Genomic DNA, 23,404 nt, shown 5'->3' on the forward strand with positions numbered 1-23,404 from the left:
AGTGGGGCGTGTGCGAGGCGGTCCGGTCGGACGTCTACTCCGTCTCGTCCTTCGCGGGGCCGGTCGAATGGCGGACCACGAGAGTCGTCGGCGTCGCAACGACTCGTCGCTCGCCGGTGTCCCCGCCCGTGCGGTCGACGACCGCGGCGAGTGCTGCGTCGACTGTCGCTTCCACGTCCTGATGGACGGAGGTCAGCTGGTGGTAACTGAGCGACGCCAGATAGCTGTCGTCGAACCCGACTACCGAAAGTCGTCCTGGAACGTCAATGCCAGCGCGTGCGAACACTGCGAGCAGACCCGCTGCGCACTGGTCACCGCAGCACACCACGGCCGTGGGAAGGTCTGCACGCAGGAGGAGCTCTCGAGCGGCGGTCGCGCCGTCCTCCTCACCGAACCCAGAGAGGATGACATCAACTTCAGCAGTAAGACCTTCCGCGTCCATGGCAAGCCGGTACGCCTCGGCGCGGCCCTGTCCAACGCTGCCGTCACGACCACCGACGTACGCGATTCGGCGATGTCCGAGCTTGCGGAGATGTGCGATGGCGGCTCGCAGCCCTCCTACTTCGTCGACGTAGATGTTGTCGACGAACGGTGCATCGGTCCACTCGCCGAGCAGCACAACCGGGACGAGCCTGCTTGCTTCCTCGAGCGTCTGGACGTTCGGCTGAGGGTTGAACACGACAAGCGCTTCAACCCGCTCCGCGATGAGCTCGCTGATTACCTCGTCCACCCCACCGTCGTGACTTGCCGGGCCGAGAGCGAGACCGAAGCCCTCCGCCGCTGCACGGGCGTGCAGGCGCTCAACGAAGCGAACCTGGAAGGGGTTGCGCATCGTGAAGACGGCGCCGATCAGGCGAGTTCTACCCTCTCGTAGGAGCCGCGCCGACGTGTGTGGACGGTATCCCAGCTCCGCTGCCGCTGCGAGGATCCGCTCTTTCGACTCCGCGCTCGGACCTGGCGCATCGCGCAGGACAAGGGACACCAGCTGCCGGGAGACGCCGAGATGATTCGCCACGTCGCGCATCGTCGGCAGTCGCCCGGGTGTCCGCCGCCGTGTCTGGTCGTCGCTGTTGGGAGCCGTCACCGGCTCAGTGTCCCATGCATCGCGCGATCTCAGCGTGGCGAGCGAAGATCACAATAGGCTCGCATGGCACGAGCCAATCTGGAGGACGCCGATGACCTTGCTATTGCCCGCCCCGGTCCTGCCGGAGCCAGAGTCGGTTCCGGCGCTCCGATGGGGAGTCATCGGCACGGGAATCGCTGACAGGTTTGTTTCCGCGATCCACGGACACTCAATGCAGCGAGCCGTGTCGGTGACGGCTCGCGACCCCGAGAGGACCGCTGCGTTCGCCGCCCGGCACGGTATCGAACGTGTGGTCGACAGCGTCGAGGCCCTCGTGGCGGATCCGGCGGTCGACGTCGTGTACATCGCCACACCCCATCCGCTCCACTACGACCTGGCGCTATCGGCGATCGGCGCGGGGAAGCACGTGCTCGTCGAGAAGCCGATCGCGATGAATGCTGCGGAGGCTCGTGAGATAACAGCGGCGGGACGGGCGGCCGGTGTGCTCGTGATGGAGGCAATGTGGACCCGGTACCTTCCGCAGACGGATATGATGCATCGGGTGATCGCCGACGGTGTCATCGGAGAAGTTCGGCTTGTGACCGCCGACTTCGGATTCCCAATGCCGTACCTTCCCGAGCATCGGCTCTGGAATCCTGCGCTCGGTGGCGGTGCGCTCCTCGATGCTGGTGTGTACCCGATCGCATTCGCGTCCTCCGTGCTCGGAGCGCCGGTACGGGTACTGGCGGAAGGTGAGACCGGTCCCGGCGGCGTCGACGTTAGAGCCGATCTGCTCCTGACCTATGACGGAGGCGCCCGCTCGCTGCTCTCGACGTCGTTGCAGGCTGCGCTGCCAGCACGTGCGTCGGTCGCCGGCACCGCGGGTCGGATCGACATCGGTGCTCCATTCTTCGGCCCGTCGTCAATCACTGTGAGCCTCGGAGCATTCGTGCCCTCCGAGACCATCACGTGGTCGGACAATCGGTTCGCCGTCGTGCACGACGGGTTGTCGTACCAGGCGACAGCGCTTGCCTCCTACGTCGCCGAAGCTAGAACGGAATCGCCCTTGCATCCGCATGCAGAGATCATCGGTGTCATGGAGGTGATCGACACAGCTCGCGAAACAATCTCGGGCTCTGCCTGATCGCTCGGCAAACGGTTCAGCGGACGCTCACCGCGACGGACCCACCCCGTGCTGTCACGCGAAGACGTCAGACCCGCGGGTGTTCCGATCGACCGGTGACGGCGGAGCGGTGAGCGGCCTCGAGGACGGCAACGATCTGCTGTGCAGTGGAGCCGTCAGCGACGAGGGGCTCGTCGTATTCGAGCGCGTCGAGCAGGTGGGCAACCAGACTCGCGCGTCCGAGTTCCCGCATACGTTCATGCGCGTCGAGATCAGTCAGGGTCGTTGGGTCCACCCATCCGGCGGAGCCTCGGTGGTGGGTCTCGACGAGCGGTCCGCGTTCGTTTCCGTACCGCGTGTAGAGCGCGATCGTCCCGTCGGTGCCAAAGATCTCGCCGGCCGGCGCGCGAGACGCTACCGGACCGAAGGACGATTCGACGGTCACGATCGCCCGATCTCCCGCCTCCAGGACGAGCGAAACGGTGTCGTCGGAGTCGACCGCCACCTCCACGCCGCCGAACGGCCCGTTCCCGTACGCCGGGAACCGGGGCCGGCTGGTAGCGGACATCGCGAAGACTTTGCGGATCGGTCCAATCAGTCCCAGTACCTGCTCGACGGCGTAGGGAGCGAGATCGTTGAGCGGCCCGGCATCCGCTGCGTAAGCAGGGCGCGGGTCCGCCGGCCACGGCATGCCCGCTGGTCCGGCGTGCGATACCCGGAACCTGGCCGAGAGGACCTGGCCGATACTGCCTGACTCAACAAGCCGTTGCGCACGGAGTCGGCTGGGTTCGAGCATTCGGGACGGCGCGACGACGATGCGGGAGCCGCTGGTCTGCGCCGCTGCCAAGATTTCTCTCGCATCGACAGCCGTCGACGCGAGCGGCTTCTCCGACACGAGGTGCACACCCGCTCGCACGATCGCGAGCGACGTCTCCGCGTGCACGCCGATCGGCGTGCAGTTAACGATGACGTCGAGCTGGTCGTCACGCAGCATGCTCTCGAGGTCGTCGTGAACCCGCACGATGCCGTACGAAGCGGCGACACGCTCAGCTGAAGCCCGAGTTCTTGACGCAATGGCAACGACCTCGCATCGATTGGCGAGCAACGACAGCCCGGGTAGGTACCCTGTCGCGGTAGTGGCGATCATCCCGGCCCCGAGCAGGCCGACGCGGATCATCGAGTCACCGCCGCGCTGAAATCCCGGCGGTCAATCGCCATCGGTGTACCGGCTGAGTCCAAGAGTGAGCAGCAGCCGGTTCGCCCATGCGAAGAACGACGTGGAGTGGACAACGTCGAGGATCTCATCCTCGGGCATCCCCATGCCCCGCAGCACATCGATGTCGATCCGCCCAAGGGCCGGCACTGGCTGCGCCAGCTGCCCCGCGACGTTGATGATCGAGTTCCACCGGTAGTCGATGTCCACGTCGAGACCGTCCTCGAGCAGCCGGTCTACGTCCTCGGCCCGCTTCGTGAACTTGCCGGCAAAGCCGACGTGGGTCGCCGTGCACACGGGGCATCCCGTAACGAAGGAGGAGACAGCCGCGCACAGTTCGCGCTCGCCACGCGGCAGTCCCTGTCGTGAGTAGAAGATCGCCGAGTCGACAGCGGTTCGCGCCGCCAACGTCGGTGGGTCCATGGAGAGGAGCTGGTAATAGCCGGATCGACGCTGCGCGGGCGCGAGCGCTGCCCGCTGCGCGTCGTCGAGCTCCGCTGGGACCGCGATGTACGGGTCCCAGGTGAGGGGCGCGCGGCGGAGTGGTTCCCCGTGGAAGGTGGGCGCGGGCATGTCAGATCTCCATCATCTCGAGGCCGATCACCACGCGGAGCTGGAACGACACGAAGCCGATCAGTTGGGCGAGCGTGATGATCTCGGGGTCGCCGAGGCCGGCGTCGCGAAGCGCGGCGACGTCCGAGGCCGTGCTGGACTGCGGGTCGCGAGCGACCAGCGCTGCCCAACTGACGACCCGTTCCCGCACGACCGGGTCGTGGTCATCGGCTGTCAGGGATTCGTAGTAGTCGGCCAGCGCGTTCGCCTCTGCCGCACGGCAGATCGCGACCGCGGCGGCGATTCGCTCCGACCGACTTAAGCCGTTCGTCGTGCTGGTCGGACCGAAGAACGAGTCGTACGCGCCCTGCAGGTGTGCGAGCACCTCGGGACGCTCACGACGCACCTGCCACACGTCGTCGCCTGGCCCGATCTCGAGGACGTCGTCGATCACGTCCGCGCTACCCGTCATGCCGCGACCCGGTCGTACTGCGCGAAGATCGCCTCGAGCATTGGGGTTGCCTCCGGGCTGCGCGGGACGGAGTGCCCGAACCCGAGAATGTGCCGGTGCTCGGCGCCAAGCGCCACGAGCGCGGCGGCGATCGCTTCATACTGCTCGCTCCAGTTGCCGGTCACCACCGTCGTGGGGACCTTTGCCGGCACGGCCGGGTCGAGCTCCGCGTACCACGGCGACGGCTGCAGACGCCATCGTTCAGCGAGCAAGATCAGGTCCGGCGTCAACGGCAGGGGGACGTCGGGAACACCGACGGCGGCCGCGATCTCGACGAAGAAGTCCTCGAGCGAAAGCTCATGGCGGGCCTGGACCGCGTCGACCGCGGCAATGTGCGCTTCGATAGCGGGGACGCCGCGAGCGAGGGAGAACGCCGCTGGTTCCATCAGCGTGAGGCTGAGCACGGACTCGGGAGACTTCGCGGCTGCCTGCATGGCGGACGCGAAACCGAAGGACTGCGACACGACGTGCGCGCCGTCTCCTGCGGCGTCGAGCACAAGCTGCGCTTCAGCGGCGAAGTCTGTGGGCACGGGCCGCTCGCCTTCGCCGTAGCCGGGGCGGGTGAGGAACGTCACCTCGCGCCGGTCGGCGATCTCGTGCTGGAGCGGCCAAGATACCGCTCCCCCGATCACGCCGGATCCGTGCACGAACACTACGGGTGCTGGTCGGGTCATGAGGACTGTCCTCCTGGTTTCGGCGCCTCCCAGTGGAGGCGCGAGGTATCGGTTGGGTTATGCAGCATCCGGCGACCACCGGGTGAGCGCCGCAAGCTCCTGTCGGCGGGATGCCTGTCGTTCCGGATCGGGTACAGGTGCTGCCAGCAGCAGCTGACGGGTGTACGGGTGCTCAGGTGCTTCTGTCACCACCGAGCAGGCTGCGGTCTCGACGATCGTGCCGCGGTTTAGGACGGCGACCCGATGACTGACGTGCTTGACGACGCTGAGGTCGTGCGAGATGAACAGGCAGGCGACGCCCGTCCGCTCCTGAAGGTCGACGAACAGCTCGAGCACGCGCGCCTGGGTGGACAGGTCGAGTGCTGACACCGGCTCATCGGCGACCAGGACTCGGGGCTCAAGGGCAAGTGCCCGCGCGATCGCCACCCGCTGTCGCTGGCCACCGGAGAATTCGGTCACCCGCCGGCGAAGGGCATCGGTCGGGAGTGCGACCGCGTCGAGCAGGCCAGCGATCTTCCGTCGTGCGTCCTGCCGCGATGTCCCGTTCGCCGTCAGCGGTTCGGCGAGGATCTCGCCGACGCTCATCGCCGGGTTGAGCGACGAATAGGGGTCTTGGAAGACCATCTGCACCTCGCGACGTCGTGCGCGGGCTTGCGCTCGTGTCATCCCCACCCGGCTCCGACCGTCGATGCGGATATCGCCAGCATGCACGGGCTGGAGACCGACAATCGCTCGACCGATAGAGCTCTTGCCCGATCCTGACTCACCGACAAGCCCGAGGGTTTCGCCTGCGGCTATGTCGATGTCGACTCCAGGCACCGCCAGATGCGGGGCATGCCCGCGACGCCGGTACTGAATTTGTAGTCCACGGACCTCGAGGGCGGGACCCGTCGACGGGGACATGTCGGTCATGACCTAACTCCGGTGGTCTGCGGTGCGGACTCCCGTACCTCGCGGTCGCGGATGTCTCGCGGAATCGCGTTCTCGAGCGTCGAGTCGAGCAGCGACTTCGTGTAAGGGTGTTTGGGGGCCGCGAACAGCTCGGACGCAGTCGCCTGCTCGACGATGCGACCGTGCTGCAGCACAACGACGTCGTCACAGAGATCCGCGACCACTCCGAAATCGTGCGTGATGAAGAGCACAGACAGGTCCTCTTCGCGTTGCAGAGCGCGGATCACCTCGAGCACGTCCGCCTGCACGGTCACGTCGAGCGCAGTCGTAGGCTCGTCGGCGATCAGGAGTTCGGGCTCGCAGCTGACGGCGCCCGCAATGAGAACCCGCTGTGCCATGCCGCCGGAGATCTCATGCGGGTAGCTCGCGAACACCGTCTGCGGATCGGAGATTCCGACTCGCCGGAGCAGGTCGAGAGCTCGGGCCTTCGCTTCCGTCCGATTGAGTCCGAGGTGCCGACGGATGGGTTCGGTGAGGTAGCGACCGACCGGATGACTCGGGTCGAGGTTCGACATGGGTTCCTGCGGGATGTATCCGATCCGCCGTCCGCGGAGTGTCTCGATTCGATCGATCTGCCGGACGGGGTCAAAGACCTCGACGCCGTCGAACCAGATCGAACCGGACCGGATCGATGCCGTATCGGGCAGCAGTCCGAGCAGCGCCAGAGAGGTCTGACTCTTCCCGGATCCGGACTCGCCGACGAGGCCGAGAACGGAACCCTTCCGGATGTCGAGATCGATCCCGTGAACTACCGTGCCAGCGGCCGGGTACGCGATCTCAAGATTCCGGATGCTCACCATCGCCGCGCTCGGCGCCTCGGCCGCATCCCCGGTCTTGGCGGGACGACGTGTCCTGCGACGAGGGGTCGTGCTCGCCCCCTCGGAGGCATCGCGCAGGGCATTCCCGAACAGGACCAAGCATGCGACCGTCATAGCGATCGCTATGCCCGGCCAGACCATGGTCACCGGGGCGCGGTACACGGCGGTGAAGCCGTCGTCGAGCATGGCACCCCACGACGGACGGCTCTGATCACCGACGCCAAGGAACCCGAGACCGGCCTGGAGGCTGATAGCGATGCCGGCGATGATTGAGGCCTGGATGATGACGGGGGCACGGACCACACTGACCACGTGGCGCGCGATGATCCGTGGCGCTCGGAGCCCCGAGACCTTCGCGGCGTCAATATACAGCTCGCTTCGAACCGCGAGCGTGCTCGACCGGGTAATCCGGAACACCCCTGGCGCGAACAGGACGCCGAACGCCGCCATCGTGATCGTGTTGCCGTTGCCGATCACCGGGATGAGCGCCAGCACGATGATGAGACTCGGGAGGGCGAACATGATGTCGCTGATCCAGGTCGCGACGGCGTCGAACCATCCTCGGGCGTAGCCGGCGACCACGCCCGCTGTGGTGCCGATCGCGATCGCGACCACGACGGTCACGAGTGCACCCACCAGCGTGGTCTCGGAGCCGGCGATGAGACGCGCCAGTATGTCTCGACCGGCTGAGTCCGTGCCGAGGAGGTGCGGCCCACCAGGCGGGAGGAGGACGCTCGACGCGTCCGCCCGGTCGGGGTCGATCCGGACGACCCATGGGCCGACCACGGTCGCGAGGATGACGAACATGAGCACGCTGGCGGCGGTCACGGCCCCGCGGTCGGCGAGGAGCCTGCGTACCAAGGAGTGCGACGCGTTCTTCACAGGAGTCTCGCCTTCGGGCTGAGCCAACCGACCGAGAGGTCGATGAGGAAGTTGACAACGACGACGACCACGACCATGACGGTCACGATCCCGACGACGACTGGGAGGTCTCCGCCTAGCACCGAACTGACCATGAGGCTTCCGATGCCCGGAAGCGCGAAGATCCGCTCGATGAAGACAGTGCCGCCAAGCAGTCCGATGAACTGCAGCGACAGCACAGTGAGCGCCGCAGGGGCAGCGTTGCGGAGGACGTGGCGGAACAGGAGCGAACGGCCGGAAATACCGGAGGCACGCAGCGTGCGGATGTAGTCGCGGCGAAGAACGTCAACTGCGGCGCCGCGCACTTGCTGGGCCATCGATGCAGTCGTCCCGACGACCAGTGCCGTGACCGGCAGGACCAGTCCCCATGCCCAGCGGCCTGGGTCGTCCGCGAACGCCGTGTACCCGGTCGCTGGGAACCAGTGCACCGTGATGGCGAGCAGCGTGACCAGCAGCAGCGCCGTCCAGAAGTTTGGCAGCGCGAACCCCACGACGGACAGCACCTGCACGAATCGGTCGATTGCGCCGCCACGAACGGCGGCCGTGAGTCCAACAACGACAGCCAGAACCGCTGTAACCACGAGGGACACGACCACGAGACTGAGCGATACCGGGAAGCGTTGTCCGAGCCCGGTGGCGACCGAAGTTCCACTCAGCCAGGACGTGCCGAGGTCACCGTGGATCGCACCGATCGCCCATTCGCCATACCGGGCGAAGACCGGACGGTCGAGACCGAGCTCGGCGGACTTCGCTGCGACCTGGTCGGGCGTCGCGAGGTCGCCGAGGATTGTGCGTGCCGCGTCGCCGCCGGAGAGGGCCATGAGCAGGAATGTGGCGGACGTCACGATCACCAACAGGAGCAGCCCGGAGACCGCCTTGCTGAGGACGAACTTGAGCATGGGGAACTTGTCCTACTTCGCCGGAGTGATGTCGTAGATGAACGGCACCGCGTACTGCTGCGGCTCGATGTGGACGTCCTTGCTCGTCGCCCAGTTGCCCTTGACCGTGTAGAACGGCGCGAACCAGGCGTTGTCGACGAGCCAGGTGTTGATGCGCTTGTAGACGTCGGTGCGGTCGGCTGCGGGTAGTGCCTTGGCTTCGTCGAGCAGCGCGTTGAGCTCCGGGCTCTCGGCGTGCAGGACGTTCCAGCCTGCGTCCGGCGTGACGACCGTGGTCATCACCTGCCACGTGTTACTGGCCTGCAGCATGAACACGTCCATCGGGGTCTTCCCCGCGAGGATGTCGGTCACCGGATCGGTGCTCTCAATCCAGGTGACGTTGATGCCGACGTCCTTGAGGAACTGGCCGACGAGGTCGTCCTCGGGAAGCGCGCGGACCATTTTCAGGTCGAAGCCGTCGGCGTACCCGGCCTCGGCCAGCAGCTTCTTCGACTCAGCGGGGTCGTACGCGTACTGGTCGTCGAGCGAGTCGACGTGCGCGTCCCAGCCGTCCCGGAACTGCTGTCCAATGACGGTGCCACGACCGTCCCGGACGGCCTTGAGCAGTGCCTTGCGATCGATTGCGTGCGCGATGGCCTGGCGCACACGGACGTCTCCAACGGCGGGGTTTAGCTTGCCGTCTCGGTCCCAGAAGTAGATGCCGACGAGGCCCGGGGCGTCGTAGCTGGTGATGTCGAGATTTGCGCCCTTTGCCGCGGAGATGTTCGTGGCCTCGATGGGGGCCGCCTGCACCTGACCGGATTGCAACGCGTTGAGGATCGCGGTCTGGTCAGTCATGACCTTGATGTGCAGCGACGAATAGGGGACATCGAGGTCCTCGTTCCAATAGTCGTCGCGTTTGGTGTAGTAGTAGTCGCTGCCCGAGACGGTGCGCTTGGTGTCGAGTTTGTAGGGGCCGGAGCCCTCAGGCGTGCTCGACAGAGGCGCCTTGCCAAGCGCGTCCGGGTCAGCGATCATGCCGGCGCTCTGCGCCAGGGACCGGAGCAGGTCTGGTTGGACTGCGTTGAGGTGCAGCGTGAGCTCGTGCTCACCCTCGACTTCGATCGACTCGATGGACGCGAGGCTGGCGGTGAGCGGGCCGGTTCCGTCCCGCGTCGCCTCGAGGTTCGCCTTCACGGCGTCGGCGTTGACGGGCGAGCCGTCCGCAAAGGTCGCGTCGCCGTCGAGCGTGATGTTGAGGTTCCTTTCGGCGTCGTCGTACTTCCACGACTTCGCGAGGAAGGGCTTCAGGTCGCCGTTGGGCATCTGCCGGATGAGGCTGTCGTAGACCGGCTGCATCCACTCGAGGTCATAGCCGGTCCCAACCTGCTGCGGTGAGAAGCTGGTCGGTGTCGCTGGGATCGCGAACGTCAGAGAGCGGTCGGCAGTCTCGCCGGAGTCTCCTCCGGCGGTGCATCCGCTGAGTGCAGCAGCTGCGGCGACGACGAGACTGATCGAGGTGGCGACGCGGAGCCCGCGACGGGTGGGAGCGGGGGTGGAGTGAGGCATGGCGTTCCTCTCGGGAAGGACCTGTAACGGAGTCAGGGGTGCCGGTTTGCGGTTGCTGTGGATGGAGGATGTGCCGCGTGAGGGTGCGACTTGTCACGAGCAAATCGGCCGTGCTGAAACCATAGCCGTCAACCGTGTCGGTTTTGTTTCGGCTGATAAGAATGACGAATGATGACGGAAGCAAGATGGAACCGGTCGCGTGGCAACGCTCGGTACAGTCAGGCATGACTGTTTCAAGCCAGCGACGTCGGGCCAGCCCGAAGGGCGACCGGCAGCGCAAGAGGATCATGGAAGCTGGTCAAGCGGTGATCGGCGAGCGAGGGTTCGCGAACGCAACCATGGAGTCGATAGCGCAGCGAGTCGGTATCAGTCGATCCGGAGTCCTGCACTACTTCCCATCGAAGGACGTCTTGGTCGAGGCGATCCTCTCCGAACGTCGACTTCCTGATGACGACCGCTTCCAGCACTCGCTTGAGCGTGCTGCGAGCCGCACCGTGCTGGATGCTGCAGCGATCCTCGAACGGAACGCGACGGACCGACAGTGGGTGGCCTTCTACTCGGGCACCCTCTCCGAGGCGCTTCGTGACGGGCACCCGTCCCGCGAGTTCTTCACCCTCCGATACGCGCTGTTCCGCTCGATGCTCGCGCAGAGCATTCGGAATGGAATAGACGACGGCAGCCTGCGCGGCGACGCCTCAGCTCCGGACGTCGCCGCTCTGGTGATCGCCGTGCTCGACGGACTCCAGCAACAGTGGTTGTACGACCCGGATCTCGACATGGCGCGGATCTACGAGAGTTTCCTCCGGATGCTTCGTGGCGGCACGGCCGCAGAGAGTCCGGTTAGATCAGCGGACGTCACTTCCAGCTGAAGGCTCTGCCGGTGCGGACATCTGCCGCCCGACGAAGTCCCGAGCGGCGGTACGCAGCTCGGCGATGGTCTCGGCGATGCCTGGTGTCATCATCAGACCCGGCGACGAGACCGCCTCGACGAGGCGGGTCTGAGCTGGCTCGGTGCGAGCGAGTCGCAACCCTGGCAGCCTGATGATCGAGAGGATCAGGTCCGGGATGAGCGAGACACCGAATCCGTTCAGTGCCAGGCTTTGAACGGCGACGTAGTCGTCGGTTTCGAACCCGATCGCGGGTTCGAAACCGGCTGCGTGGCAGGTCGCGATGATGTTACCGCTGCACTTCGGGCACCCCGCGATCCAGGTGGCATCGCGGAAATCCTCGAGACGCCGTACGGAGCGGTCGGATCGAGGATCGTCCGGCCCGAATGCGAGGTGAACGTTCTCGTTGAGAAGTGGCTGGCGGACCAACCCGTCGCTCTCGATGCGCGGCTCGCTCGAGTACTGGAAGACAACCGCGACGTCGCAGCCGCCGGTCGCGAGCAGATCGAGCGCCTCAACCGGGGTGGCCTCCGTGATCAAGAACGACATGCCGGGGTGTCGGTCTCGGAGCCGGCGCATCGCCTCCGGGACGATCGTGGCAACCGCGCTCGGGAACGCTGCGATCCGAACCGTGCCGGAAGCCATGCTGCGCATCGCCTCGATCTCGACGGTCGCTAGGTCGATGGTGTCGAGAACCGATCGGCCGTGGTTCAGCAGGAGCTCTCCGACCGGTGTCAGCCGAATACCGGAGCCGCCACGTAGGAGGACCGGTGTCCCGATTGAGCGTTCCAGCGCCTGCAGCTGCTGCGTGACTGCGGGCTGCGAGTAACCGAGTACCCGGGCGGCCGCCGAAAGCGTGCCCTCTGCGGCGACGGCGCGCAGGAGGCGGAGGTGCTTGATCTCGATCACGGGTGATTCCTTCGGGTGAACCACGACCGGCAACCAGGGGGGGAAGTTGCCGGCCGTGGGGGTTAAACGGCGAGCGAACGGCGGTATTCGTCCGCGGTGAGTAGAGATCCGTCGGCTTCCGCAGCGACTCGGAACAGCCAACCCGTGGAGTACGGGAAGTCGTTGACGATGGTGGGGTCGTCGAGGGCGGCCCCGTTGTGCTCTGTGACGATGCCGGTAACCGGGGATGAGATATCTGACACGGTCTTCGCGGACTCGACCGAACCGCAGACTGCGTCCGCCACAACGCGGCTCCCAACCGCCGGAAGCTCGATCGCAACGAGGTCACCGAGCTCCTCCTGCGCATGATCGGTGATGCCGATCGTCACCTCGTCACCGCGCCGGAGCCACTGGTGTTCAGCGATGTAGAGCAGGTCATCTGGCAGGTTCATAGGGTTCCTTTCCGGACGCCGCGAGCAACGCGCGCGCGACGGAGTCTGTCTGTCGGAAAAATCCGGCGTTGGCTCGGGCGTAGCCAGTAAGGCTCGTCCCGACATGGGGGCCGACAGGGACGCCGATGGCAAACAGCCGTGGGTCCGCGACCGCGTCGCGGTCGAGGACCGAGTAAGGCGCGTCCCCGACATCGAGCCCGGGGAACACAACGCCTTGTCCATCTTGGGTCGGCGCGGTGTAGGGACGGATTCGTCCGGTCGCGAGGAGGTCCCGGACCAGCGGATCACTCGCCCGCCGCACATCCCCGTCCGGAAGCCGAGCCTCAACGAGCGCCCTGGCCTCGATGCGCACCGACGGCACCGACGCGCTCGTCGCGCGCACTCCCGACTCCTCGACCTCCACCTGGAGGCCGGCTCCGAGCATGTGCACGACGCCGGCGCGGACGAGCGCGGCTAGCTGCCGCAGCCGGAGAGCGGGCGGCCCGCCCGCGAGCGCGTTGGCGTACCCCTCGAACCAACCGGCGAATCGTCGGACATGGCTGGCCCCGTCGAGCCCACCGTACTCAGCGAGTGGGAAGATCCAGTACCGGCTCGCGCCGATGGCGCGGTCCCCTTCCTTCACCGGACTGACCGCGGCGTTCTCCGCGTCGGCCAGGTCCGACTCGATCCATTCGAGGACGTGTTGATCGAGCGCGTGCCCGTCCGCGAAGATCATCCCGGCCAGGGCGTCTCCGGATCGGTCAGGGTCGTAGGTGAAGTCGTGACCCGGGAAGTGGTCTCGGAGCACCTGCGGGTCGGGGACGGACGAATCCGGATGAGCGTCGAAAAGCGACGCGAGATCGTCCACCAGATCAGGCCGGTCGTAACGCAGTTCCGTCGCCGCGGCCTGCCACAGGGCATCCTTGCGCACCCAAGGCCAGACATCGTCGTCGAACGACACAGAGCCTGCGCGCGCCGCCAGAGCGGTGATGGTCTCGTCTGAGGGGTACCGCCGGACCTGCGGGGGGAGGGCTCCGGCGACGAGAGTCGGCTTCGCCTTGAACGGCAGACCGCGGCGAGCCCCGACCCACAGGACCGGTTCGCGGCCGCTGGGGCGGTAGGTCAGCCTGACTCCGTCGGTCTCCTCGAACACCCCGCCCCGTTCCACCGTGAGGAGCGCCATGAGGTCGAAGAAATTCAGGCCGAGACCACGAACGACAACCGCTTCACCCGGCTGCAGCGCGTCGAGCGGCTGCTCGGCAGGGTGCCCGGGGCCGACGAACGTCCAACCGCCCGCTGTCGACGCTGCTCGGGCACGAGCGACCTGCGCGGAGTCCGCCGTGTCGATGTGGCCGAGCGCGATGACGGCGGCATCAACATCCAGAACATCGCCCGTTGACAGCCTCAGACGCTCGCCGTCGGGTAGTCGGGAGATCGAGCTGGCTCTCGCGCGATGGACGACCACTCGCACGTGCTCGGGCAGGCTCGCGATCACGTCGTCGAACACGCTGCGAATGTACGTCCCGTACAGGCGGCGGCTGACGGAGGTGAACGGGGTTAACGATCCGATCTCGGTCAAGAGTTCCGGGTCGGCCCCTCCTGCAGCTCGGAGTGCGAGCGCCCACTCGTAGAGCGTCGGACCGATCCGCGGCTCGTCCGGAATCGTCACGGTGTCGTCGAGGTACAGCGTGGCAGCGCCCGCCGTCGTGTTCATCAGCAGTTCGGTGGGCTGATCTGCCCGCCAAACTCGTCCGCCCGGCCCATGCGGATCGATGAGGTGGATCGCCGTCGGCGCTTTACCGGAGGTTGCCAGGGCAGCGACACGCTCGAGGACCGACAGCCCACGGGGACCTGCCCCGACGATAGCGATGGCGTTCACCGCAGGACTCCCACCGCGCGGAGGGGCGCGAAGCCGTCCGGCCAGCATCCGGTGTCGAACAGCTCGCCGAGCGCGGCGCGGCGCTCAGCCAGCGCGTAGCCCTGCGTGGCGATCCAGGCGTCGTCGTAGTAGGTGTCGAGGTACCGGTCTCCGGTGTCGCAGATCAACGACGCGATGAGGCCACGTTCCCCGCGGGCGCGCATCTCGGCGGCCAGGGTGAGAGCGGCGACCAAGTTAGTCCCCGTCGACGGGCCGGCATGGATTCCGTGCTCCTCGGAGAGGAAACGCATGGCGGCGACGGACTGCATGTCATCAATCCGGAAGGCTTCGTCAACGACCCCGCGGAGGAATGACGGCTCGACCACGGGGCGTCCGATGCCTTCGATCCGCGATGCGTGGTTGGTACTCGGAGTTCCGCTTACGGCATCGAAGTACGCAGAGCCTTCGGGGTCTGCAACGGCGATTCGGGTCGCGAGGTTGCGCGATCGACGGTATCGCCCGAGCGTCGCACTCGTGCCTCCCGTGCCGGCGCCGACCACGACCCAGGACGGGACGCCGTGCTCCGACGCGCGCAGCGCTGAGAAGAGTTCCGCAGCGATGCCGGACTCGCCGGCCCAGTCCGTGACACGGGAAGCGTTTCCGAACTGGTCCATGAAGTAGCCGTCTCGCTCTCGCGCGATTTCGCGCGAACGCTCCACCAGCTGCGACGCATCGTCGACCCGCTCGACAGCCCCACCGAACGACTCGATGAGCGCGACCTTCGCAGAGCTGGTCGAGCTCGGTACGACGGCGATGAAAGGAAGCCCTAGCTGTCGGCTGAAGGCCGCCTCGGACACTGCAGTGGATCCGCTCGAAGCCTCGACGATGGTCGTGTCCGGCCCTACCAGACCATCGACGACGGCGTGCAGGAAGAGCGACCGTGCAAGCCGGTGCTTCAACGAACCCGTCTGATGCACGGACTCGTCCTTCAGGACAACAGTCACGCCCCAAGCGGCGGGTAAGTGCAGCCGTCGAATTGGGGTGGGCGCCGCCGATCGCGCGTCGTCGATCAGGAAGCTGATCGCGTCGGCCGCCCACGTCGAAGTCATGTTCAGAACCATCGACATCACGCTACGAAGAACGCACTGCGGGAACAATGCCAGGTTCGTTGTCATGGCCTTCGTTTCTGCTTATGCCGTCGGCGTCAGCCCGCGAGCGGGGGCGGTCGAGAACGTCATGTCTCTTACGGATTGGTCCAGATCGCACCGCCTCAGGGGCTGTCGGCAGCCAGCCTCGCTAATCCTCGCAACCGGAACGCCACAGGTGGCCGGCGGGTTCGTGGTTCCGATGGCCGAGGTCGGGACTTGCAGACACTCCTGCCCCTCATCCGAAGGGTCTCCCTCACCGGGGCCGATAGGGCTCGAGAGGACCTGAGGATGGAGCTGGCCGACGCGCACGTCCAAACGAGTTCACACGGAGCGCTCTGTGTTCTCTGGCTGTCACGGCGTGAAGGCGCAACGAGCGGGAGGGCCCGGGTACTCGTCAACGGTGCAGCTCTGGTGATGTTTCGGCGTTGGCAAGCGCGGTTTCTCGTGTTCCTGGAACAATTGTCACGAGAATTGTTGCGAGGCACAGGCACGGCAGGATGCTGGCTGCCACAAATGCAGCATGCGTTTGCGTTACGGCCTGATCCGCTCCGTGCCCGGTACCGGTCGCGGCGACACTGACGAGCACGCTCAAACCGACGGCCTGGCCGAGTTGATGGGCTGTGTTGACGATTCCAGACGCTGCACCGGCGTCAGAACCGCTGATCCCTGAGATGCCTGCACTGGTCAGCGGAGCGAATGTAAAGCCCTGCCCGGCCCCGATCAGCACCATTGGAGCTGCGACCGCGACTGCGTATGGCGTCTCGGGACTAGCACGGCTGAGCCAGAAGATACCGATGAGAGTGGCTGCCACACCTACGATCAGCAGCAACGGCGCGCCGAGCCGGCGGGAAAGCCTCGGCACTAAGAGCGCAGTCACGAAGTTCACAGCCGTCATCGGCAGAAATGCCAGCCCAGCGATCAGCGGATTGAAACCCAATGCCGTCTGCAGATACTGCGATGTGAAGTAGAAGAAACCGATCATCGCACCCATGTAGAGGAACCGGCTGATGTAAGCGCCGCTTCGCTCCCGGCTCGCGAAGAGTCGCAATGGGATGATCGGCTGAGCGACTCTATGCTCGTGGAGGATCAGGCCGATCAGGAGAACGACAGCTGCGCAGATACATACGAGGGTCTGCAGGCTCCCCCAGCCGACCTCAACCGCGTGACTCACGGCGAAAACGCCAACGCCCACGCCTGCAGTAGCGGCCATCGCTCCGATGAGATCAAAACGCCCCTCGAGCTGTTGCGTTTCGGCGAGGACCTTCGGCGCGAGCACCATCACGGCAGCGCCGATTGGCACGTTCAGGAAGAACCCTGCGCGCCATGACAACAGGTGAGCGCACGCACCTCCGATCACGAGCCCGAGGCCGCCGCCGATTCCGGCCGTTGCTCCGTACCAGGCCACTGCCCGCGCCCGTTCCTGTCCAGGCGGGAAGCTGGCCGTGATCAATGCCAACGATGAGGGCGCCACCAAGGCTGCCCCGACTCCTTGGAGAGCCCGTGCACTAATCAGCCACCCGCCGTTCTGAGCGAGGCCGACGAAAAGTGACGCAACCACGAAGACAACCAGACCGATGATCAGCGCTCGACGGCGACCGAGAAGGTCTCCTGTCCGCGCGCCCAGGAGAAGGAAACCTCCGAAAACAAGGGTGTAGGCGTCCTGCGCCCACGACATGCTGGCTGCTGAAAGCCGCAGGTCGCCCTGAATGCTGGGAACTCCCGTGAAAAGCACGGAGTTGTCCAGCACAATCATGAAGTAGCTGACGAGGATTACGATGAGGATCCCTGCAGCGCGGCGCCGCGTAAGACGCCCGGATGCCGCGCTCACTCCCGCCCCGCAAAGACATCAAAATTCTTCTCGCGCATGTGAACCTCTCGGTGTCGCTCGCAAGGTGCCGTTTCGATCACTGCTCGGAGAAGCGAGTTGATGCGGCGTCGCCACGCTGCCGCTCCACCTCGGTTCGAACCCGGTCGATCTTGCTCGTGACGACATCGAGCACATCGGATCCGACGAACAGACGCTCGGGGAACGTGCCAGAGTCCACAGCGTCGATGATCCTGTCCGCGGCCTTCGCCGGGTCGCCGGGCTGCTGGTGGTTCGCGGATGTCGGTAGCTGCCGCATCTGCCCGACGACGGTGTCGTTGTAGGCGGACATGGGCGCGGAGGCGGTGAGGCTCCTCCCGTCCAGGAAGTCAGTGCGGAAATCGCCCGGTTCGACGACGCCAGCGGTGATTCCGAGGTCAGAGACCTCGCCGCGGAGCGCTTCGGTGAATCCCTCGACCGCGAACTTGGATGAGGTGTACAGACCCCATCCGGGAACGCCTTGGAAACCGCCATACGAGGACAGGTTCACGATGGTGCCTGCGCGGGCGCTGCGCATCACGGGCAGGACGGCGCGCGTGACAGCGACGACGCCGAAGACGTTCACGTCGTACAGCGCGTGAATCTCATCGTCCGTGAGTTCCTCAAGAGCTCCCTGGTGTCCGCGGCCGGCGTTGTTCACGAGCACGTCGATCTGACCGAATTGTGCGACGGCGGCATTGACTGCCGCCGTGACCTCTGCGCGGTTGGTGACGTCCAGGCGCAATGGCAGAAGAGCGTCGTCGGCATCCGGGAAGGCGGAACGAATGTTGGCTGTGTCGCGCGCGGTTGCGACGACCTGGTGTCCACGGCGGAGCGCCGCAGCGGTGAGGTGCGCCCCGAGACCACGCGACGCCCCTGTGATGAACCAAATACTCATGGACGTTCCCTTTCTGCAGCTGCGATAGCCGATTGCGGACGTGTTCTCGTCATCGGCCGGTCCTAGTCAACGTGGAAGGCGCAGGAGAGGACAGGGGGCGTTCTGCCTAGGTCCAACGGACCCACCCGGCCGCCCACATCGCGCGCTCAGAATGGTCACGACGCGTCGTCAGTGCGTCCCACCGGCGCCGCGACGTCGCCCTACGATTCCACACACTCCAGCATGAGAGGACCCACGCGATGAGTCGCATCCTTGTGACAGGTTCCGTTGATGGTCTCGGACGCGCGGCCGCTGAGGCCTTGATTGACGCTGGTCACGACGTCATCCTGCACGCGCGCAACGACCGTCGTGCTTCAGCGTTCGGAGCCCTCCGCGATCGGGCCGCGGGCGTCGTCGTCGGTGACCTTTCGGTTCGTGACGATGTCCTGGCCGTCATCAGCGCACTCACTGCCAGCAGCCCGCTTGACGCCGTGCTGCATAACGCCGGCGTAGTTGATGGCGCAGCGGTGATGCCGGTTAACGTTGTCGCCCCGTACCTGATGACCGCACTGTTGCCAGCTCCGCATCGCCATGTGTACATCAGCAGCGGGATGCACCGCGGTGGGCACGTCAATGTGCTCGACCGGGTGGATTGGTCCGGCGCGAGCGTCAGTGGCACTTACTCCGACAGCAAGCTCTTCGTCACCGCTCTGGCGCTGGCAGTTGCCCGCCTGCGCACCAACGCGATCGCGCACGCAGTAGACCCGGGATGGGTGCCGACGAAAATGGGCGGCCCGTCTGCAACCGATGACCTGGAAGCTGGCCACCACACGCAGGAGTGGCTGATCAGCAGCAACGACCCCGACGCGACGCGCAGCGGCGGCTACTGGTTCCACCAGCAGCGGCAGAACCCGCACCCAGCGGTCACCAATCCGGGGTTCCAGGACCGTCTCTTGCAGGCGTTGCAGGCAGAAACCGGTGTTGTGCTTACAGCGTCGTGACGTTGAAACATGAAAAGGCCCGACGGCGTTCGCCGTCGGGCCTTCTTCATGCCATCACGCCTCGGGTACGGTGATACCCCAGTTCGCGGGGTCCACCCCGTCCGGGTCCGGGCCGCCACGCACGCCGCGGTTCAGCGCGTCGATGGCGGTGAGCTGCTGCTCGGACAGCGCAAAGTCGAAGACGTTGAAGTTCTCCGCAATCCGGCCCGGGTTAGTCGACTTGGGGATGGCCGAGCGGCCCTGCTGGACGTGCCAACGCAGCAGCACCTGAGCGGGCGTCTTGCCGTGCTCCGCGGCAATCGCGGTGATGATGTCGTCCTCGAGGACGTTCTTGCGGTCCTCACCCCAGCCTGGGTAGAAGGTGATCCCGCCGATCGGGGACCATGCCTGGGTAAGGACGCCGTGCTCTGCGTTCGCCGCCTGCACCTCGGGCTGGGTGAAGTACGGGTGCAGTTCGACCTGATTGACGGCGGGAACGACGTCGACGTGCTTGAGCAGTTCGGTGAGGTGGTGGGGCATGAAGTTGCTGACGCCGATCGCGCGGACCCGCTCCGCGATGAGGAGTTCCTCGAGTGCCTTGTAGGCGCCGATGGTGCGCTCGAAGTGCTGCGGCATCGGCTGGTGCAGGATGAGCAGGTCGATCTGGTCGACACCGAGCTTGGCGGCGCCCTTGTCGAATGCGTGCAGAGTGTCGGACTTACCATAGTCGCTCACCCAGACCTTCGTCTCGATGAACACCTCCGACCGGTCCACGCCGGATCCCCGGATGCCCTCGCCGACCTGCCGTTCATTCTGGTACGCGGCAGCAGTGTCGATGTGTCGATATCCGGTGTGCAGCGCAGTCGCGACTGCGGTGGCGGTCTCTTCCGGCGTGCTCTGGAACACTCCGAACCCGACTGGAGGGAGGACGACGCCGTTGTTGAGGATGAGGTCTGTCATGATGCTCCTTATTCGTGTCAGCGGCGGCGATTCGTCGGCTGGAGCTCGACGTCGCCGTAGTTGGTGTCACGGGGGTTGATGGTGATGCCGGGCTCAGCGATCGCATCGATACGGTCGAGGACGTCATCCGTGATGGCCACGTCTGCGGCGGGCAGCTGCGATTCCAGCTGCTCCATCGTCCGCGGTCCGATGATCGCTGACGTCACGCCCGGGTGCCGGAGCACGAAGCCGACGGCGAGTTCAATCATCGTCAGTCCGGCTTCGTCGGCGACGGTGCCCAGCTGCTGCACAACATCGAGCTTGCGCTGATTCGCCGGAAGGTCCATGTCGAATCGGGCGGCGAGGCGCTGGCGTGCTGGCGATGTCGGGGAGGAGTCCTTGTTCCACGATCCGGAGAGCCACCCCGCCGCCAGCGGAGAGTACGTCAAGGTACCGAGACCGAAGCGCTGCGTCGTAGGAAGGACGTCTACCTCGATCTCGCGGGCCAGGATGGAGTATGAGGGCTGCTCGGTGGTGAAGCGCTCGAGGTTCTTGAGCTCGGACACGTGCTGTGCTTTGGCGATCTGACTGCCCAAGAGGGTGGACGAGCCGATGTAGCGGACCTTGCCCTGCCGTATTAGGTCCGTGAGCGCGGCGAGCGTCTCGTCGATGTCCGTGTCGGTGCTGGGCCTGTGCATCTGGTACAGGTCGATGTGATCGGTCTGGAGGCGACGGAGGGAGTTCTCGACGGCCCGCATGATCCACCGGCGGGAGGTGCCTCGGTGGTTCGGGTTCTCATCGGACGGCATGGAGAACTTCGTTGCGAGGACGACGTCGTCGCGGCGGCTCTGGATTGCCTTGCCGACGATCTCCTCGGACTCCCCGGCGGCGTACACGTCGGCGGTGTCAATGAAGTTGATGCCGGCGTCGAGAGCTCGGTTGATGATGCGGATGGAGTCGTCGTGGTCCTGGTTTCCCCAAGCGCCGAACATCATTGCACCGAGCGCGAGGGGGCTGACGGACACTCCAGTCCGTCCAAGGGTGCGGTACTGCAAGGGTGGTCCTTCCGTTGAGCGGGTGATCGGGGAGGTCAGGAGGCGCGCACCTGGGACGGACTGTTCCACGCTGCGAGCAGGTGCATTGCGTCGGCGGTCCTGGAATCGGGCTCGACGGTGTAGACCAGCATCGTCAGTTCGGGCGCTGCCGGCACCAGCAGTGCCTCATAGCCGAACTCGAGGTCGCCGACCTGGGGGTGCCGGTACCGCTTTACGCCACCCTGATGCCGCAGCACATCGTGTGAGGCCCAAAGGCGACGGAACTCCTGGCTGCGGGCGGAGAGTTCCCCGATGAGCTGCACGAGGTCCTCGTCGTGGGGGTTGGTGCCTACTGCTTTGTGCAGCAGGGCAACGCAGTTTCGGCGCGCGCGGTCGAAGTCAAAGTAGAACGTTGCCGCATTTGGGTCGAGGAACTGGAAGCGGGCCGCATTGAACGGTGCCACGGACCCGGGTGCTTCCGGCAGACCATACAACGCCCTGCCGAGTAAGTTCGCGGCAACAATATCGAGCCGGCTGTTCTGCACCACCGCAGGTACCAGGAGCGCATCCAAGACGGCCTGCAGTGTTCCGCTGACATTCACCCGCGAAGAAGTCCGGCGGCGGCGATGTGAGCGGACAGAGATCAGATCGATCAGGTGGCCTCGCTCGGTGTCATCAAGCTGCAGCGCCCGGGCGATGGCGTCGAGGACCTCCAGAGAGGCACCCTTCGTCGTACCCCGTTCAAGCCGAGCGTAATAGTCGGTGCTGACACCGGCCAGGTGAGCAACTTCCTCGCGCCGAAGTCCCGGAACTCGTCGACGACTGCCGTGCACCGTGACGCCGGCTTGTTTCGGGTCGAGGCGTGCCCGTCGGGAGGTGAGGAAGCCCTGAATCTCTTCACGTCGTCCCATGCCCGCGCTCCTTTCCGGAGATGTTTCAGCTGAGGTTGGCGAGGCTGCGGCGGGCGAGGACCCAGACAAGCAGCGCGAGGGCGATGATGCCGACCCCAACGCCGGTGATCGCGGTCCATCCGCCGGATGCCCACAGCGGACCGGCGATGGCGGATCCGACGGCGCCACCGATGAAGTTGCTGACGACGACGGCGGTGTTCAGGCGGCTGCGTCCGGCTCCTGGCAGCGACAGCAGGCGGGTTTGGCTGAGCACGAGGTTGCCCTGCGCGGCGAGGTCAAGAACGACGATGACGATGATCAGAGCGATGATCGAGGACTGGGCGACCCAGGCGGCGACCAGCGACACCCCGATCAGCGCCAACGCGATGCCCGTGCTTCGAACGGACCAGCCGCGATCGTGGAAGCTGCCGGCGCGGCGCGCACCGAGGGCTCCGGCGACACCCGCGAGACCGAGCAGCCCGATCTGTCCAACCGAGTAGGAGAACGGCGGCGCGGTCAGCAGGTACGTCAGAGAGGTCCAGAACAGGGAGAACACGGCGAAGCCTGCTGCGCTGATGACGATCGTCGGAGCCGCAGCGGGGTGCCGGGCGACTTCGGTGAACACGCTACCGAGCAGCCGGTGGTATGCGATGGGCTCACGCTTGGGCTGCTGCGGAATCATTCGCGACAGCGTGATAGCCAATGCGACAGCGAGGATCGCGGCGAGCACGTAGATGGCACGCCAGCCCAAGGCCTCGGCGATAAGACCGCTGACGGTGCGGGACAGCAGCACGCCGATGAGCGCGCCGGAGGCGATAGTCCCAACGATCTTCCCGCGCTGGTCTGGAGCCGCCAGCTCGGCCGCGAGCGGGGACAGAATCTGCGCCGAGACTGTCGTCAGGCCGACGCCGCCAAGCGCAGCTAGAAGCACCCCGAAGTTCGGTGCGATCGCTGCCCCAAGCAGCGCTAGCGCGGAGACTGCCAATACGACGGGCACGAGGCGGCGGCGATTGAGGACGTCACCGAGCGGGACAACAAGGAAGATGCCGATCGCGTAACCGATCTGCGTGACGGTGACCAGGGAGGCAGCGCTTGCAGACGACACGCGCAACGACGATGCGATCGTCTCGATGAGCGGCTGCGCCCAGTAGAGATTGCCGACGGCGAGGCCACCGGCGACAGCGAACGTAAGCGTCCGCGCGCGAGTCATACCTTCCGCGGTGGTGGTGTGAGACATGGGTGCTTTCCGTGACTGAGAATGAACGGCTGGAGGGGAACGCACGACCGCCACTGTGAGGCCCACGCCGCGGCCAGCGCCCGTCTCAAGCTGAGACGCGCAACAACCGCTGCATCCAT

At 65.8% G+C, this 23,404-nt stretch carries 22 protein-coding genes; 3 read left to right on the plus strand and 19 right to left on the minus strand.

The genetic code is table 11. The features are described 5' to 3' along the window. Positions 1 to 34: 34 nt before the first annotated feature. Complete coding sequence (locus WFH25_RS11210; protein ID WP_336697717.1) at positions 35 to 1,084, minus strand: LacI family DNA-binding transcriptional regulator; 1,050 nt, start codon at positions 1,082 to 1,084, stop codon at positions 35 to 37. A gap of 91 nt (positions 1,085 to 1,175) precedes the next feature. Here WFH25_RS11210 and WFH25_RS11215 point away from each other — a divergent pair, with 91 nt between their 5' ends. Further along, a complete protein-coding gene (locus WFH25_RS11215; RefSeq protein WP_336697718.1) occupies positions 1,176 to 2,207 on the plus strand; it encodes a Gfo/Idh/MocA family protein in 1,032 nt (343 codons plus the stop codon). 67 nt (positions 2,208 to 2,274) lie between these two features. Here the strand turns inward: WFH25_RS11215 and WFH25_RS11220 are convergent, their stop codons facing one another. The 8 genes from WFH25_RS11220 to WFH25_RS11255 form a co-directional block, all read right to left on the minus strand. Then, the gene (locus WFH25_RS11220; protein ID WP_336697719.1) at positions 2,275 to 3,363 is read right to left on the minus strand and encodes a Gfo/Idh/MocA family protein; all 1,089 of its coding nucleotides are present in this window, start codon (positions 3,361 to 3,363) and stop codon (positions 2,275 to 2,277) included. A 30-nt stretch (positions 3,364 to 3,393) separates the two neighbouring features. Further along, complete coding sequence (locus tag WFH25_RS11225) at positions 3,394 to 3,972, minus strand: peroxidase-related enzyme (protein ID WP_336697720.1); 579 nt, start codon at positions 3,970 to 3,972, stop codon at positions 3,394 to 3,396. Between the two features lies 1 nt (position 3,973). Then, on the minus strand, positions 3,974 to 4,423 hold the full coding sequence (locus WFH25_RS11230) for a CMD domain-containing protein (RefSeq protein WP_336697721.1): 450 nt from the start codon (positions 4,421 to 4,423) through the stop codon (positions 3,974 to 3,976). Further along, the gene (locus WFH25_RS11235; RefSeq protein WP_336697722.1) at positions 4,420 to 5,094 is read right to left on the minus strand and encodes an alpha/beta fold hydrolase; all 675 of its coding nucleotides are present in this window, start codon (positions 5,092 to 5,094) and stop codon (positions 4,420 to 4,422) included. The genes WFH25_RS11230 and WFH25_RS11235 overlap by 4 nt, the downstream gene beginning before the upstream one ends. A gap of 99 nt (positions 5,095 to 5,193) precedes the next feature. Next, positions 5,194 to 6,048, minus strand: a complete 855-nt coding sequence (locus WFH25_RS11240) for an ATP-binding cassette domain-containing protein (RefSeq protein ID WP_336697723.1) — start codon at positions 6,046 to 6,048, stop codon at positions 5,194 to 5,196. Then, complete coding sequence (locus tag WFH25_RS11245) at positions 6,045 to 7,787, minus strand: dipeptide/oligopeptide/nickel ABC transporter permease/ATP-binding protein (RefSeq protein WP_336697724.1); 1,743 nt, start codon at positions 7,785 to 7,787, stop codon at positions 6,045 to 6,047. Before WFH25_RS11245 ends, WFH25_RS11240 begins: the two co-directional genes overlap by 4 nt. Next, positions 7,784 to 8,725 carry an ABC transporter permease gene (locus tag WFH25_RS11250; protein ID WP_336697725.1) on the minus strand — a complete coding sequence of 314 codons (942 nt, stop codon included), beginning with the start codon at positions 8,723 to 8,725 and terminating at the stop codon, positions 7,784 to 7,786. The genes WFH25_RS11245 and WFH25_RS11250 overlap by 4 nt, the downstream gene beginning before the upstream one ends. A gap of 12 nt (positions 8,726 to 8,737) precedes the next feature. Continuing rightward, complete coding sequence (locus tag WFH25_RS11255; RefSeq protein WP_336697726.1) at positions 8,738 to 10,273, minus strand: ABC transporter substrate-binding protein; 1,536 nt, start codon at positions 10,271 to 10,273, stop codon at positions 8,738 to 8,740. Positions 10,274 to 10,497: 224 nt separating this feature from the next. Between WFH25_RS11255 and WFH25_RS11260 the strand changes: the two genes are divergently transcribed. Continuing rightward, entirely contained in the window at positions 10,498 to 11,142 is a 645-nt protein-coding gene (locus tag WFH25_RS11260; RefSeq protein WP_336697727.1) for a TetR/AcrR family transcriptional regulator, read from the plus strand. On the opposite strand, the gene WFH25_RS11265 is transcribed toward WFH25_RS11260, so the two are convergent. From WFH25_RS11265 to WFH25_RS11290, 6 genes are all read right to left on the minus strand, one after another. After that, positions 11,119 to 12,069, minus strand: a complete 951-nt coding sequence (locus WFH25_RS11265) for a LysR family transcriptional regulator (protein ID WP_336697728.1) — start codon at positions 12,067 to 12,069, stop codon at positions 11,119 to 11,121. The two genes, WFH25_RS11260 and WFH25_RS11265, sit on opposite strands and share 24 nt — an antisense overlap. Before the next feature lie 62 nt (positions 12,070 to 12,131). After that, the gene (gene gcvH, locus WFH25_RS11270; protein WP_336697729.1) at positions 12,132 to 12,500 is read right to left on the minus strand and encodes a glycine cleavage system protein GcvH; all 369 of its coding nucleotides are present in this window, start codon (positions 12,498 to 12,500) and stop codon (positions 12,132 to 12,134) included. After that, positions 12,484 to 14,358 carry an FAD/NAD(P)-binding protein gene (locus WFH25_RS11275; protein WP_336697730.1) on the minus strand — a complete coding sequence of 625 codons (1,875 nt, stop codon included), beginning with the start codon at positions 14,356 to 14,358 and terminating at the stop codon, positions 12,484 to 12,486. Before WFH25_RS11275 ends, gcvH begins: the two co-directional genes overlap by 17 nt. Further along, positions 14,355 to 15,512, minus strand: a complete 1,158-nt coding sequence (locus WFH25_RS11280) for a PLP-dependent cysteine synthase family protein (protein ID WP_336697731.1) — start codon at positions 15,510 to 15,512, stop codon at positions 14,355 to 14,357. Before WFH25_RS11280 ends, WFH25_RS11275 begins: the two co-directional genes overlap by 4 nt. A gap of 367 nt (positions 15,513 to 15,879) precedes the next feature. Then, positions 15,880 to 17,313: an MFS transporter gene (locus WFH25_RS11285; protein ID WP_336697732.1), complete on the minus strand. Its 1,434-nt coding sequence runs from the start codon at positions 17,311 to 17,313 to the stop codon at positions 15,880 to 15,882. 76 nt (positions 17,314 to 17,389) lie between these two features. Continuing rightward, a complete protein-coding gene (locus tag WFH25_RS11290; protein ID WP_336697733.1) occupies positions 17,390 to 18,226 on the minus strand; it encodes an SDR family NAD(P)-dependent oxidoreductase in 837 nt (278 codons plus the stop codon). Between the two features lie 239 nt (positions 18,227 to 18,465). On the opposite strand from WFH25_RS11290, the gene WFH25_RS11295 reads away from it, so the two are divergent. After that, positions 18,466 to 19,206 (plus strand): SDR family NAD(P)-dependent oxidoreductase, encoded by a 741-nt coding sequence (locus WFH25_RS11295; protein ID WP_336697734.1) that lies wholly within the window; start codon positions 18,466 to 18,468, stop codon positions 19,204 to 19,206. A gap of 54 nt (positions 19,207 to 19,260) precedes the next feature. Here the strand turns inward: WFH25_RS11295 and WFH25_RS11300 are convergent, their stop codons facing one another. The 4 genes from WFH25_RS11300 to WFH25_RS11315 are packed head-to-tail and all read right to left on the minus strand — an operon-like array spanning position 19,261 to position 23,285. Continuing rightward, complete coding sequence (locus WFH25_RS11300) at positions 19,261 to 20,145, minus strand: aldo/keto reductase (protein WP_336697735.1); 885 nt, start codon at positions 20,143 to 20,145, stop codon at positions 19,261 to 19,263. 17 nt (positions 20,146 to 20,162) lie between these two features. After that, a complete protein-coding gene (locus WFH25_RS11305) occupies positions 20,163 to 21,179 on the minus strand; it encodes an aldo/keto reductase (RefSeq protein WP_336697736.1) in 1,017 nt (338 codons plus the stop codon). Between the two features lie 35 nt (positions 21,180 to 21,214). Beyond that, entirely contained in the window at positions 21,215 to 22,069 is an 855-nt protein-coding gene (locus WFH25_RS11310) for a helix-turn-helix domain-containing protein (RefSeq protein WP_336697737.1), read from the minus strand. A gap of 25 nt (positions 22,070 to 22,094) precedes the next feature. Further along, positions 22,095 to 23,285 (minus strand): MFS transporter, encoded by a 1,191-nt coding sequence (locus WFH25_RS11315; protein WP_336697738.1) that lies wholly within the window; start codon positions 23,283 to 23,285, stop codon positions 22,095 to 22,097. Between the last annotated feature and the right edge of the window lie 119 nt (positions 23,286 to 23,404).

This window comes from Curtobacterium sp. USHLN213, assembly GCF_037144815.1.
Lineage (GTDB): Bacteria > Actinomycetota > Actinomycetes > Actinomycetales > Microbacteriaceae > Curtobacterium.